The sequence below is a fragment of the Halorubrum sp. Ea8 genome (assembly GCF_002252925.1).
In the GTDB taxonomy this organism is placed as follows: Archaea; Halobacteriota; Halobacteria; order Halobacteriales; family Haloferacaceae; genus Halorubrum.
In genome coordinates this window covers 1-12,933 of record NZ_NHPF01000110.1, presented here as the reverse complement: position 1 = coordinate 12,933, position 12,933 = coordinate 1, and the positions used below count along the sequence as shown (strand labels likewise).

The 12,933-nt window shown below is 68.1% G+C and carries 14 protein-coding genes; 7 read left to right on the top strand and 7 right to left on the bottom strand.

What is annotated here, in order from left to right:
* Positions 1-252: 252 nt before the first annotated feature.
* Positions 253-1,857, bottom strand: a complete 1,605-nt coding sequence (gene serA / locus DJ74_RS13400) for a phosphoglycerate dehydrogenase (RefSeq protein ID WP_094527557.1) — start codon at positions 1,855-1,857, stop codon at positions 253-255.
* A 214-nt stretch (positions 1,858-2,071) separates the two neighbouring features.
* Between serA and DJ74_RS13395 the strand changes: the two genes are divergently transcribed.
* On the top strand, positions 2,072-3,409 hold the full coding sequence (locus DJ74_RS13395) for a hemolysin family protein (protein ID WP_094527556.1): 1,338 nt from the start codon (positions 2,072-2,074) through the stop codon (positions 3,407-3,409).
* Positions 3,410-3,431: 22 nt separating this feature from the next.
* Here DJ74_RS13395 and thpR read toward each other — a convergent pair whose 3' ends face one another.
* The gene (gene thpR / locus DJ74_RS13390) at positions 3,432-4,025 is read right to left on the bottom strand and encodes an RNA 2',3'-cyclic phosphodiesterase (RefSeq protein WP_094527555.1); all 594 of its coding nucleotides are present in this window, start codon (positions 4,023-4,025) and stop codon (positions 3,432-3,434) included.
* Between the two features lie 271 nt (positions 4,026-4,296).
* On the opposite strand from thpR, the gene DJ74_RS13385 reads away from it, so the two are divergent.
* The 4 genes from DJ74_RS13385 to DJ74_RS13370 all read left to right on the top strand — a co-directional run bounded on the left by DJ74_RS13385 (position 4,297) and on the right by DJ74_RS13370 (position 7,816).
* Positions 4,297-4,716, top strand: coding sequence for a hypothetical protein (locus tag DJ74_RS13385; protein ID WP_094527554.1), 420 nt, complete (start codon positions 4,297-4,299; stop codon positions 4,714-4,716).
* Positions 4,717-4,822: 106 nt separating this feature from the next.
* Positions 4,823-5,563: an HU family DNA-binding protein gene (locus DJ74_RS20045; protein WP_275542475.1), complete on the top strand. Its 741-nt coding sequence runs from the start codon at positions 4,823-4,825 to the stop codon at positions 5,561-5,563.
* Positions 5,564-6,135: 572 nt separating this feature from the next.
* The gene (locus DJ74_RS13375; RefSeq protein ID WP_176451352.1) at positions 6,136-7,356 is read left to right on the top strand and encodes an MFS transporter; all 1,221 of its coding nucleotides are present in this window, start codon (positions 6,136-6,138) and stop codon (positions 7,354-7,356) included.
* A 70-nt stretch (positions 7,357-7,426) separates the two neighbouring features.
* Positions 7,427-7,816, top strand: a complete 390-nt coding sequence (locus DJ74_RS13370) for a CopG family ribbon-helix-helix protein (protein ID WP_094525245.1) — start codon at positions 7,427-7,429, stop codon at positions 7,814-7,816.
* 29 nt (positions 7,817-7,845) lie between these two features.
* Here DJ74_RS13370 and DJ74_RS13365 read toward each other — a convergent pair whose 3' ends face one another.
* The gene (locus tag DJ74_RS13365) at positions 7,846-8,133 is read right to left on the bottom strand and encodes a hypothetical protein (RefSeq protein ID WP_254921594.1); all 288 of its coding nucleotides are present in this window, start codon (positions 8,131-8,133) and stop codon (positions 7,846-7,848) included.
* 381 nt (positions 8,134-8,514) lie between these two features.
* Here DJ74_RS13365 and DJ74_RS13360 point away from each other — a divergent pair, with 381 nt between their 5' ends.
* Positions 8,515-8,772, top strand: a complete 258-nt coding sequence (locus DJ74_RS13360) for a hypothetical protein (protein ID WP_094525243.1) — start codon at positions 8,515-8,517, stop codon at positions 8,770-8,772.
* A 28-nt stretch (positions 8,773-8,800) separates the two neighbouring features.
* On the opposite strand, the gene DJ74_RS13355 is transcribed toward DJ74_RS13360, so the two are convergent.
* Complete coding sequence (locus tag DJ74_RS13355; protein WP_094525242.1) at positions 8,801-9,550, bottom strand: TrkA C-terminal domain-containing protein; 750 nt, start codon at positions 9,548-9,550, stop codon at positions 8,801-8,803.
* A 282-nt stretch (positions 9,551-9,832) separates the two neighbouring features.
* Here DJ74_RS13355 and DJ74_RS13350 point away from each other — a divergent pair, with 282 nt between their 5' ends.
* Positions 9,833-10,942 carry an alanine--glyoxylate aminotransferase family protein gene (locus DJ74_RS13350; RefSeq protein ID WP_094527585.1) on the top strand — a complete coding sequence of 370 codons (1,110 nt, stop codon included), beginning with the start codon at positions 9,833-9,835 and terminating at the stop codon, positions 10,940-10,942.
* A gap of 30 nt (positions 10,943-10,972) precedes the next feature.
* Here the strand turns inward: DJ74_RS13350 and DJ74_RS13345 are convergent, their stop codons facing one another.
* From DJ74_RS13345 to DJ74_RS13335, 3 genes are read right to left on the bottom strand one after another with little or no spacing between them, the layout of a single operon-like run.
* The gene (locus DJ74_RS13345; RefSeq protein ID WP_094527551.1) at positions 10,973-11,299 is read right to left on the bottom strand and encodes a hypothetical protein; all 327 of its coding nucleotides are present in this window, start codon (positions 11,297-11,299) and stop codon (positions 10,973-10,975) included.
* Positions 11,300-11,309: 10 nt separating this feature from the next.
* A complete protein-coding gene (locus DJ74_RS13340; protein ID WP_094527584.1) occupies positions 11,310-11,609 on the bottom strand; it encodes a DUF424 domain-containing protein in 300 nt (99 codons plus the stop codon).
* A 22-nt stretch (positions 11,610-11,631) separates the two neighbouring features.
* Entirely contained in the window at positions 11,632-12,531 is a 900-nt protein-coding gene (locus DJ74_RS13335; protein ID WP_094527550.1) for a tetratricopeptide repeat protein, read from the bottom strand.
* Between the last annotated feature and the right edge of the window lie 402 nt (positions 12,532-12,933).

The window sequence follows — 12,933 nt, the reverse complement described above, 5'->3', positions numbered from 1 at the left end:
CCTGTCACCAACTGATTGAAATAAGCTTGTCGCTGATTCGGTAGTTTTGGTATCGCGACTGGTACGCTCGGGGACACATCGACCCATCGCGAGGCCGGAATTCGGTACTTCAGCCGTCTGCAGTCGGCGAACAGCGGTCCGGATCCGCTTCGCGCGCTCGTTGCGCGGCGTGACTTCTCGGGGGTCGCGGTCGCGCCGCGCGACTCTTCGGTAACTGCGACGGCGCCGCCCTACCGAGCCGCTACCGGGCCGTCAATCGGCCTGTCGCTCGTCGGCGTCGTCCAGCGTGATCTCGGTGACTTCGACGATCCGGTCGTCGTCGAGCAGCGTCTCGATCACGGGTTCGGGAACGTCGTGGTCGAGGTTGTAGACGGTGAGCGCCTCGCCGCCCAGCGTCTCGCGGGCGTTGTACATCCCGGCGATGTTGACGTCGTGGTCGCCGAGGACGGTGCCGATGAGGCCGATGACGCCGGGCTCGTCGGTGTTGCGCGCGACCAGCATGTGGCCGTACGGGACCGCGTCGACGCGGAAGCCGTCGATCCGGACGATCCGGGGGTCCTCGCCGGCGAACAGGGTGCCCTCGACCGCGATGGAGTCGTCCCCGTTGTAGACGGTGACGCGCACGAGGCTCTGGAAGTCCTCCGTCTGGCGGGTCTTCGACTCGGTCACGTCGATGCCGCGCTCCTCGGCGAGGCGCGGCGCGTTCACCGCGTTCACCTGCCACTCCAGCGGCTCGAACACGCCCTTCAGCGCGCTCGCGGTGACGAGCTCGACGTCCTCCTCGGCGATGTCGCCCTCGTAGGTCGCCTCAACGCTCGTGATGCGACCGTCGAGCAGTTGGGCGGCGACCTTGCCGGCGGTCTCGGCGACGTCGATGTACGGCTTGATCCGCGGGAAGGCCGTCTCGTCGACGGAGGGCGCGTTGAGCGCGGTGAGTACCGGCTCGTCGTCGAACGCCGCGAGGACGGCCTCCGCGGTGTCGACGGCGACGTTCTCCTGGGCCGCCTCGGTCGAGGCGCCGAGGTGCGGCGTGACGACGATCTCCTCGACGTCGAGCAGCGGCGAGTCCTGCGACAGCGGCTCCTCGGCGAATGAGTCGAGCGCGGCGCCCGCGAGGACGCCGTCGTCGACCGCCTCGGCGAGCGCGTCCTCGTCGACGATCCCGCCGCGGGCGCAGTTGATGAGGTAGCCGCCCTCCAGCTGCGCCAGCTCGTCCTCGCCGATCATCCCCTCGGTCTCGGGGAGGAGCGGGGTGTGAACCGTCGCGAAGTCGCCGCGCGCGAGCGCCTCGTGGAGGTCCTCGACGAGCTCGGCGCCCAGCCGGTCGGCGCGCTCCTCGGAGATGTACGGGTCGTAGACGACCAGGTCCATCCCAAGCGAGTCGAGCCGCTTGGCGACCTCTTGGCCGACGCGACCGAGCCCGACGATGGTGAGCGTCTTGTTGTTCACCTCGGTGCCGAGGAACTCGCCTTTGGCCCACTCGCCGCCGAGGAGGCGGCCGTGCGCCTGCGGGATCGAGCGCGCGACGGCGAACGTCATCGCGACGGTGTGCTCGGCCGCGGCCCGGACGTTCCCGTCGGGCGCGTTGGCGACGATGACCCCGTGGTCCGTGGCGGCCTCGATGTCGATGTTGTCGACCCCGATCCCGGCGCGACCGACGATGACGAGCTCGGGGGCGGCCTCGAAGACGGTCTCGGTGACTTCGGTTCCCGAGCGGACGATGAGCGCGTTGGCGTCGCTCACGGCGTCGAGGAGGGCTTCCCCCTCGACGTCGTAGTCCGTTTCGACCTCGTGGCCGGCGTCTCGGAGTCGGTCCAACCCCGCGTCCGCGATGGGGTCGGTCACGAGTACCTTCATGTCCGTATCCACCGGCGGCGCGAGGTTAACGCTTTCCTCATCGCGCCGTTTTGCCGTCCGATATGATCCGCGATCGTGCTTATCTAACCCCCTCGTTTCCGGTGGAAAATCCTCGTTCGTGCTTACCCGATCGCGGTCGAGTGAACCGCCGCGGTCCCCGGTCGGACCGCGGGCGCGGCGGTACTGCCTTTTATATCCGGCCGCACGGGCACACATGGACATCACGATCGCGTTCGCCGGGGTGGCCGCGATCCTCGTGCTGACGGGGGTCAGCGCCTTCTTCTCCAGCTCGGAGCTGGCCGTCTTCTCGGTGCCGACCCACCGGGTCGACTCGCTGCTGGCCGCCGACGTGCCCGGCGCGCGGGCGCTCTCGGCGCTTCGCGAGGACTCGCACCGCTTCCTCGTCACGGCCCTCGTGAGCAACAACGTCGCCAACATCGCGGCCGCCTCGGTCGCGACCGCGGTGTTCGTCCGGTTCGGCTTCTCCGGGGGGCAGGCCGCGACCGGGTCGACGCTCGTCACGAGCGTCTTCGTCATCGTCTTCGGCGAGATCGCGCCGAAGTCGTACGCGGTCGCGAACGCCGAGAAGCACGCGCTCCGCGTCTCCCGCCCCGTCGTCGCGATCCAACGGGTCATCCGGCCCGTGCTCTACGTCTTCGAGGCGCTCTCCGGCGTCGTCAACCGGTTCACCGGCGGCGAGCCCGACATCGAGTCGTACCTCACCCGCGAGGAGATCGAGACGCTCGTGCTCTCGGGGCAGGCGGCGGGCGCGATCGACCCCGAGGAGGGCGCGATGATACGCGGCGTCCTCGACCTGGAGTCGACGCGCGTCTCCGCGGTGATGGTCCCGCGCACGGACATGGTGGCGATCCCGGACACCGCGACCCCGGCCGACGCGCTCTCGACCGCCGGGCGCGAGGGCGTCACCCGGATGCCCGTCTACGGCGAGAACCGCGACGACGTGGTCGGGACCGTCGACGTGCGCGACGCCATCGGCGCCCACGAGCGGGGCGAGCCCCTCGCGAGCGCGCTCCGCGAGCCGACGTTCGTCCCCGAGACCCAGCCCGTCGACGAGCTGTTCGACGAGCTGCGGTCGACCGGCCGGCGGATGGCGATCGTCGTCGACGAGTTCGGCGCGGTCGTCGGGATCGTCACGCTGGCGGACGTCGTCGAAGAGATCGTCGGCGAGCTCGTGGGCCGATGGGAGGTCGATCACGTCGACGTGGTCGCGCCCGACGCCGCGGTCGTCCGCGGGTGGACCACCGTCGCGCACCTCAACGAGACGCTCGGGGTAGACCTCCCGGTCGGCGGCGGCGTCGACACGGTCGCGGGGCTGATCACCCAGCGAATTGGCCGGGTCGCGGCCGAGGGCGACCGCGTCGTCCTCGGGGACGTGTCGCTCACCGTCACCGGGGCGACCCCGACGCGGGTGACGCGGGTCCGAGTCGAGCACCCGGGAGCGAGGGCGGCGGCGAACGGGGAGGGGGAGCTCAATGATGAGGGCGACGGCGGCTCCGAGGGCGACGCCGACGACCCGAGGAACGCGGAGTGACGGGGGCGTCGGGAGGCCCTCGTCAGAGTTCGAACGACGCGACGGTGTCGTACACGGGTCCGTCGCTCGTCAGCGTCGACTTCACGAGGCGGACCGCGTCGGCCTCGAACCGTCCGATCTCGGGGTCGCGCTCGCGGACGACCTCCCGAACCAGTTCCTTCCCGCGGGCGTCGTTCATCCGGGCGAGCGTGACGTGCGGGGTGAACGCGTGCTCCTCCGGGTCGACGCCGATCGCGGTCGTCTCCGCCTCCAGCGACTCGTGGAGCGCGGTCAGCGCCGCGCTCCCCGCGCCGACCCCCGCCCAGACGACCGAGACGTAGTCGAGGCTCGGGAAGACGCCGAACCCCTCGATCGCGCACTCGAAGGGACCGACGCCGGCGTCGGCGACCGCGCGCTCGCCGGCCGCGATCACGTCGTCGAGCGGCGGCGCCTCTTCGTCCTCGGCGCTCCGGTCGTCGGCGTCCGCCTCGCCGATCTCGCCGAGGAACTTCAGCGTCACGTGCGCCCGGTCGGGGTCGACGAACCGCAGCCCGTCGGCGCCTTCGAACGCGGCCTGCGCGTCGGCGAGTGGCTCCGCGAGGTCGTCGGGAAGGTCGACGGCGAAGAAGGCTCGCATGATCGGAGTGGGATCGGTCGCGCTCGAACATAAATCGTCGACGACGCGGCGGGCGCCCGTCCCCCGCCGGCCGATCGATCGCGGGGAACCGGCCCCGTCGGAATCGCTCGCGGCCGATAGCTCGTCGCGGTCACGCCGCGGACGACGCGCGTATCGGTCGTCGGTTCGGTGCCCGCCCCGAGAGATTCGGAGCGATCGGGACGAGAGGACGTTCGATACGCCGTTTCATTCAATACGAAGACATTTCACTGCCGGCCCGGGAAGCGTTGCCATGCAGAGAAGACGACTCCTACGCGGGGCCGGCGGGTGTCTCGCCGCTGTCTCGCTCGCCGGCTGTGCGGGCGCCCTCTCGAGCGGCGACCGGGACCCCGAATACCCGGGCGGGACGCTAATCGTAACGAACACCGGTGACGACGCCGTGCCGGTCGCGGTACGTACGAAACTCGACACGTACGACGCCTCGCTCGACACCGCTGTCGCCGGTGGAGAGACGATCGTCCGTCGGGAGTTCGTCAGCGCCCGACAGGGCGATATCGTCACCCTCGAAGCGCTCCTCGGCGAGACCGGAGAGCGCCTCCGCTTTCAGTTCCTCCCCGAAGGGAGTGACGACAACCCGCCTGAGGTCGCCGAACTCACGTTCGAGAACGCCGTCGAGGCCAGTGCGAGCTGGGGCGCAACGGGCGGGACGTAGTCAGGTCCGGGCCCTCAAACCGCAGTCAGACCAGCGTTGGACACGACACAGTAACGCTCAGATGAATTTTCAGATATTTTATATAGTCTCAGAGCGTGAGAGGGTTGTGAGTAAAGGTATCATGTCCCAAGACGAGCTCTCGCGGCGAACCGTACTGCGGAGGAGCGCTATCCTCTCGGCGTCCCTCGGACTGGGCGCGGTAGCGACGACCGGTCAGGCCGCGGCGATGAACAAAGCGGAACTGATCGAGGCGATGGCGAGCCACGCCGGACTGAGCAAGTCGGACGCGAAGCGGGCGCTCGACGCGTTCACCAGTGCGACGACGAACGCCTTGCAGAAGGGTGACAGCACCGTACTGATCGGATTCGGATCGTTCAGTATCTCGAAGCGCTCCGCCCGGACGGGGCGAAATCCGAGGTCCCGAAACGGGCCCGCGGACGAGTCGCCGGTGACGTTCGACGCCTGCCCGGAGTTCGCGGCCGCCCTCGATCTCAACCCCGGTAAGGGCGACGAGGCCAGCGCCAGGTGCCGCGACGCCGACGTGGTGATCGACGCGGAGTACATCGCGAGCGAAACGGGACGCGAATCGCGCGAGGGGGTATCGGCGAGCGACGCGGAGCGGGCGATCGAGGCGTTCGTCAGCGTGGCGACGGAGGCCCTGAAGAAAGGCGATCGGCTGTCGGTGGACGGGGGAGCGGACGAGAGCGAGGTGTTCGGCACGTTCAGCATCTCGAAGCGGTCCGCCCGGACCGGGCGAAACCCTCAGACCGGGAAAGAGATCCAGATCGCGGCGAAGAACGTGGTCGAGTTCAAGACGGGTGCCGAACTCTCGAAGGCCGTCAACTGAAACGGTCGCGGCGTGTCACCCCTGAGACCGGTCTCCGCGTCGTCAAACGAGCGACGACCCCGGTCCGGGAAACCGACCGACTTCTCGTCTCTGCGAGTCGCCCCGCACGAGTCTCGGCGTTCCCCTCTGAACTGGCGGAACCTCTCATACGCAACTCCCAGGCGTCTGCTATCGGCCAATTCGGGATGTATCCGAGGAACCCGACGGAACCCTCGTGCCGACTCCATCCCCCGCATCGGTCACCCCCCTACCGACGGCCGCCGCGCCGTTCGACGGGGCGATACTACATACGGGGCCGCATCCTGCGAGGAACTCCCACCCGCTTTCGCAAGTAACTCTCTCGGGACAGCGGCTGCGGCGAGCGTCCGACCGTCGCGACCGATACGCAGTCTACCGGCCTCACGCCGCCGTGAACCGCGCAGACCGCTCGTCGGCACACCGGCCGTTCGGTACTTCGAGCCGCCGAACGGCCGACACCCGACCCCGGCTCTACTCGCCCGATGCGCTCGTATTACGAATTCGCGGTCCGATCATAACACAACAACCATCTCGGCGGAATCGCCATCCGAAGTATGGCCGTTCCGTTCCGGCGTTCCGCCGCTCTCCCTCCGCGGAGCGTCCTGAAGTATTACCTCTACAAGTCGACCAAGGCCGTCGAATTCTACCGCCCGATTATGTATCTCTTCTTCCTCGCACAGGGACTCGATTTCACGCAGATCGCGGTCCTCGAAGCGGTATACAACCTGACGACGCTGCTGGGTGAAATTCCGACGGGCTACGTCGGCGACCGCCTCGGTCGGCGCAACAGTCTCCTGACCGGAACCGCTCTCATCTCGCTCACGCTGCTCGGAATCGGACTCTCCGGTTCGTTCCGGGCGCTCGTGGCGCTGTACGTCTGTTGGTCGATGGGCTACAACTTCCGCTCGGGAAGCGAAGACGCCTGGCTGTACGACACGCTCACCGACGACCTCTCCGAAGACGAGTTCGCGCACGTCCGCGGATGCGGGGAGTCGGTCGCGCTGGCGATCGGCGCCGGTGCGGCCGTCGTCGGGGGGTATCTCGGCAGCATCGACCTGTCGTATCCGTGGTTCGTCGCCGCGGGAGTGACGGCGCTCGGCGTGGTCGTTCTCCTGACGATAGACGAGCCCGACACCTACGAACGGGCCGACACCGCGACACTGAGCTTTCGCCGCACGCTGTCGATCATCCGGCGAACGGTCTCGGAGCGGAACGTCCGGGCGTTCGTGCTGTATTACTACGTCGTCTACGCGGCGGTGACGTACCTCGTGTTCGTCTTCCTCCAGCCGATCTTCGAGACGATCGTTCTCGACTTCGGCGTCTCGCAGTCGGCGGTGCGGTCGCTGCTCGGGTGGTTCTACTCGGCGTACAGTCTCGTCGGCGCCGGACTGAGCTACTACACCGGAGCGATCCGCGCCCGTCTGGGGCTCCGGACGTGGTTCCTGTGGCTGCCCTTCGTCGTGGGCGGCGCGCTGGTGGGCATGTACTTCGTTCCGGTGCTCGCGCTCCCGACGTTCCTGCTGATCCGCGGGCTCTCCGACGTGACGCGGTCGTTCGCCGGCCAGTACATCAACGACCGCACCGAGACGGCGGGCCGTGCGACCGTGCTCAGCGCGATGGCGATGGTCAGTGGACTCGCGGTCGTGCCCTTCCAGCTCGGGAGCGGCGTCATCTCCGACGCCGTCTCCCCGCTGTTCGCGCTCGCCGCGGCCGGCGTCGTCCTCATCGTCAGCTCGACCGGTATCCTGCTCTGGGAAGCGCCGATCGAGGGGTAGCCGCCGCCGCGTTCGCCGCACGGAGACCGCGTACTCGGAACTCTTGTACGAGCGCCCCGAACGACGCCCGATGCGAACGAGTTTGAACATCCCGGACGCGGTCGTCGACGAGTTCGATCAGGTCTGGCGCGACGAGGGACTGGACAATCGGTCACGAGCGGTTCGCGAGGCCATACAGGAGTACATCGAGTCGCACTCCCGACTCGAGGACCTCAGCGAGGACGTCATCGCGCTCGTCGCCTTCGACTACCGCCACCACGAGGTGATCGGCGAGCTCCACGGCGTCCAACACGACTATCAGGACGTGATCCGCAACACGAGTCACACGCACCAGGGGGAGTGGTGTCTCGAGTCCCTGTTCTGTCAGGGGACCGGCGAACGCGTCCGGGAATTAACGTATCGGCTCCGTGACTTCGACGGCGTGAACCGAGTGAAAGTGATGGTGATTCGAGACGACTGAGCCCGGGATACGTCCGTGAAATCGCCCGCTCAATCCGCCGCCGTCGCCGCGTTCCCGGCCGACTCGGACGGTGCGTTCAGATAGAGATAGATCAACGTGAGGATCAGGACGACTTGGACCGCCTTGTCGACGTAGTCGATCGCCCCATATTCCGACTTGGCCACGATCCAGAGGGGGAACTGCACGGCGGTGTACGGAATCCCGATGAGATAGAGCAGGCGACGCCGATAGTCGAGCGAAAACAGCGCAATCGAACCGGCGTAGCCGACCCCCGCAAGCGCCACCGGCGCCCGCCCTTCGACGACGCCAGCGTACACGTGAAGAACGCCAGTGATGGCGGCCAACGCGATTGCAACCCACTGGAGCCGAGTGAGCGATCCGCTCCTCCCTACCGATCTATTTTGCATATCTTTCACAATACTACTCTGTCGGGCCTTTAGATAAGGACTGTTATTATCCGACCCCGGGCTCCGTCATACGACGCTCCGTACTCGTCTCCCGCGGACGGCCTTCGATGGCCCGCGGACAGCCCTTGATGGCCTACAGACGGCCCTCGATGAGCTCGGAGGCGGTTTCGACGAGCCGGACACCGGAACCGCGATAACGCGTCCCTGCGGGCGGGCCCCCTCGCCGCCGCGGCTCACGTCGACCGCGCATCGCGGCGACACGCATTAGCGCCCCGGACCCCTACCCGGCGTATGGCCTCGGAGTCGTGCGACGTCTGCGAGCGGTCCGTCAGGATCGCCGGCGGGATCGGCGACCTGTGGAACTTCGCGTTCGAGTCGACGCAGGGGATGACCCTCGAACTGACGGACGGCGCCGAGTTCTTCCTCTGTTTCGACTGCATGGAGTCGCTCCCGGACGACCACGAACCCACCGAGGGGGACGTCGTCGACCTCCGCGAGCGGACCGACCCCGTCGAGGAGGACGGGAACGACTTCTGGCACTGGCGCTGAGGCTCCGCCGCCGGCGACCGGTCCGAACTCACTTCCGCGGCGTGCCGAACGCCCCCAGCGAGCCCTGCTCGAACGGGGCCTTCGAGAGCAGGGAGACGATGTCGCCGGCTCGGAAGGTAGTCTGCCCCTTCGGCGTGAGCATGTCGCCCTCGCGTTCGATGCCGACGACGTGCGTGTCGGGGGAGAGATGTCCCTCGTCGACCGCTTGCTCGATGGTTTTGCCCGCGATTTCGGCGTCCTCCGAGACGGAGAACTCGGCGACTTCGGCGTCGCCCGCGAGGCTCATGAAGTCGGTCAGCGACGGCCCTTTCGAGACGGTCTCGGGACCGAACGGATCGTACGGTCTGTGGTACTCCCCCTGCATCACGCTCTCGTCTTCGATCCGTAGCCCGAGGTCGGAGAGCTCGCCGGCGACGTGGTTGATGTCGTCCGTGTCGGCGCCGACGACGGTCACGAGGAGGTTGCCCGAACCGGACATCAGCTCTTGGACGGTGACGACTCCCGAGACGTCCAACGCCGACTGGGCGACCTGCGTCCGGTCCGGAATCGGCGCCGTGCACCTGAACAGGTAGGTGATGTACCCGTCGATCGACTTGTAGTCGATGTCGGCCAGGTAGCTTCGGAGAATTCCCCGGTCCTCGAGTTGGTCGATCCGGTTCCGGATCGTCGCCGGCGTCACCCCCATCTCCTCGGCGATGTCCGACGTCGCCGTGTTCCGCGCGTTCACCGCGAAGTAGTAGAGGACGCGCTTGTCTATCTCATCGAGGCGGTGTCCCATACTCGAACTACTGCCAGACGGCACAAAGAATTTCGCACGACGACGAGTTCGCCGGCCCGCACCCTCACCGGTGCCGGTCCGTCGACTCGGGCTCGGATCGCCTTTCGGCACTCAGTACGAGGCGCGTCCGATCGCCGGCACGAGACGCGTCCGATCGCCGGCATCAGAGGCATCCGATCGCCGGCACGTGACGCGTCTGACCTCCGATCGACGCCCTCGTTTTGAGCGGATCATAAGGACCATACCGTCTCGCGACCCGGTACCATTCGACAGGTGGATCCCGTGACGAAGAAACGCGAATACCGAGACGACTACGACGACAAGACGCTGTACATCCCCGGGCCGACGGAGGTCCGCGACGACGTCATCGAGGCGATGACGGAGTCGACGTTCGGGCACCGGATGGGCCGGATGACCGACCTGTACACGACCATCGTCGAGGACACGAAGGAGTTCCTCGGCACCGACAACGACGTGATCATCCTCACCGCCTCCGGGACGGAGTTCTGGGAGGCGTCGACGCTGAACCTCGTCGACGAGCGCGTCCTGGTGCCGACCTGCGGGAGCTTCAGCGAGCGCTACGCCAACGTCGCCGAGCGGCTCGGCAAGGACGTCACCCGGCTGGAGTACGAGTGGGGCGACGCGGTCAAGCCCGAGGACGTCCGCGACGCCCTCGAAGCCAGCGACGAGGGGTACGACATGGTCGCGGGCGTGATGAACGAGTCGTCGACCGGCGTCCGCAACCCCATCGAGGAGATGGGCGACGTCATCGGCGAGTACCCGGACACCTACTTCGCCGTCGACGCCGTCTCGTCGCTCGGCGGCGACTACGTCGACATCGAGGAGCACGACATCGACGTCATCTTCGCGTCCACACAGAAGGCGTTCGCGATGCCGCCGGGGCTCGCGGTCTGCGTCGTCAGCGACGACGCCTACGACCGCGAGGTCGAGAAGGGGGACTCCTCGTGGTACGGCGGCTTCCGGCGCGCCATCGACTACTACGACCGCAAGGGCCAGACCCACTCGACGCCCGCCATCCCGATCATGTTAGCGTACCGCAAGCAGATGAAGCGCATGCTCGACGAGGGCCACCGCGCCCGCGACGAGCGCCACCGCGAGATGATGGCGTACGTCCACGACTGGGCCGACGAGCACTTCGCGATGTTCCCCGAGGCGGGGTACGAGTCGCAGACGGTCGCCTGCATCGAGAACACGCAAGGCATCGACGTCGCCGCGACGATCGAGGCGGTGAGCGAGGAGTACGACATGGCCTTCTCGAACGGGTACGGCGACATCGCCGAGGAGACGTTCCGCATCGGTCACATGGGCGAGCACACCGTCGAGAGCGTGACAGAACTCACCGACGCCATCGAAGACGTCGCGGACCTGTAGGCGGTCGCCTCGGTCTCTGCGTTACGGGGGTCACCCGTCCGCCCGCGGCTCGACCAAGTCGATCCGGTAGCGCCGCCCGCCGGCCGCCGTCTCCTCGACCGCGACGACGACGAACGAGTCGTCGCCGACGTCGACGATGTCGCCCGTCGAGAGTGGGCCGTCCGGTCCGGACTCGCCGCGCCGCCGACGGTTCCGGCGCTCCCGCTCGCCCGCCTCGCCCTCGCTCTCGCCGTCCACGGCCTCCGGCGAGACGCCGATGACGGCGCGCTCAGCGTCGATAGCGCGGTTCCAGAACGCGTCCGACGGCGGCCGGGGTTCCAGCAGCGCCGCGAGCTCCTCCCGTCCGAGTCGCTTCATACGACCCGACTCACAGCCAGAGCAGTTGTGCGTGTCGGGTCTCTCCGACCTCCAGCACCGTCTCCTCGTCGACGAGTCCGGCCTCGACCGCGACGCCGACGGCCTCGCTCCCGACGATGTTCGCGACCTGCGCGCGGCCGAGCCCGGCGACGACCTCCTCGGCGCTCGCCTCGACGGCGTCGTCGCCCCCGTAGAACTCCTCGGTGACGGCGAGGGTCACGTCGCCGTCCGCGTACGTCTCGCCGAGGCAGTCCGCGTCGCAGACGGAGACGAGCGTCCCCTCCGCGGTCTCGCGCTCGCGGAGGAGCATCTCGGAGCCCGCGTCGCCCATCTCAGAAGCCCTCGGGCCCCTCGCCTTGGAGCTCGCGCTCCGGGGCCTCGGTCGTCTCGCCGCGCTCGCCCGGTTGACCGCCGCGGCCGCCTCGGCCGCCCGCCTGGCCGCCGGAGCCGCCCCGCCCGCCGCGACCGCCCGGTCCGGGCGCCTGTCCGGTCTGTTCCTCGACCATCTGCCCTTCCGCCTCGCGGCGGATCTCGTCGGCGCGGTCGGCGACCTCCTCGGCCTGTTCGTGTTCGCCGGCCTCTTCGAGGGCGCGCGCCTTCTCCTCGAGGACGCCCGCGCTCCGGTAGCCGAGGCGGATCGCGTTGTCGAAGCAGGTGACGGCGTCCTCGGCGAGCCCGCGCTCGACCAGCATGAAGCCGCGGTTGTACCACGCCTCGGCGAAGCGCGGGTCGGTCTCGACGGCGCGCTCGGCGTGTTCGAGCGCCTGCTCGCTGCGGCCGAACTCCCAGAGCGCGTACGCGAGGTTGGTCTCGGCGGTCGCGGCGTGCTCCGACGAGTCGTCGATCCGCAGCGCCTCCTCGTAGGCGCCGATCGCCTCGTCGTACTCCTCCAGTTCGGCGTGGGCCGCGCCCTTGTTCACCCACGCCTCCTGGGCCTCCAGCGAGTCCTCCTCGGCGAAGTGGGCGGCGCGCTCGAACGTCTCCGTCGCCTCCTCGAAGCGGTTGATCCCCATGTACGAGAGGCCGACGTCCATGAGTCGCTCGACGTCGATGGCGTCGCTCTCGACGTTTCGCCTGTCGAGGATGTCGGTGAGGACGCGGGAGTCGACGGGGTCGACCGTGTTCGGGTCGGCGTCGATCTCCTCGGGGTCGAGGGTGAACTCCTCGTAGTCGGCGTCGACGCCCTGCCCCGCGGAGAACTCGTGGCGGTCGTCGTCGCGTTCGTCGGTCATATGCCGCAGTTTGACGGTCACGACGCGTAAGGGTTGCGTCGCCGACCGAACGGCTACGTAGTCGGCGTCGACGACGCGGTGGGCCCTCTAGAGGCCGCAGTCGGTTATTTATAAGTAAGTGACCAGTCCGCGGCGAACAATTTCAAAGCCTCAGCCGCTCGGCTGTATATCGTCTCTGAGGCGGTGAACAACTCCAAAGCCCCAGCCGCTCGGCTATACGTTGTCGCTGGTGCGGGGAACACCTCCAAAGCCCCAGCCGGGAGGCGGGCGCACGCTCGCTGTGCTCTTCGGTCGCTCACTCCGTTCGCTCCCTGCGGTGCTTGCGTCGCCTGCGCCCGCCTCCCGGCTGCCCCTTTGAGTCCCACCCGCCCGCAACCGCACCGCAGCCTCACGCCTCCCCAG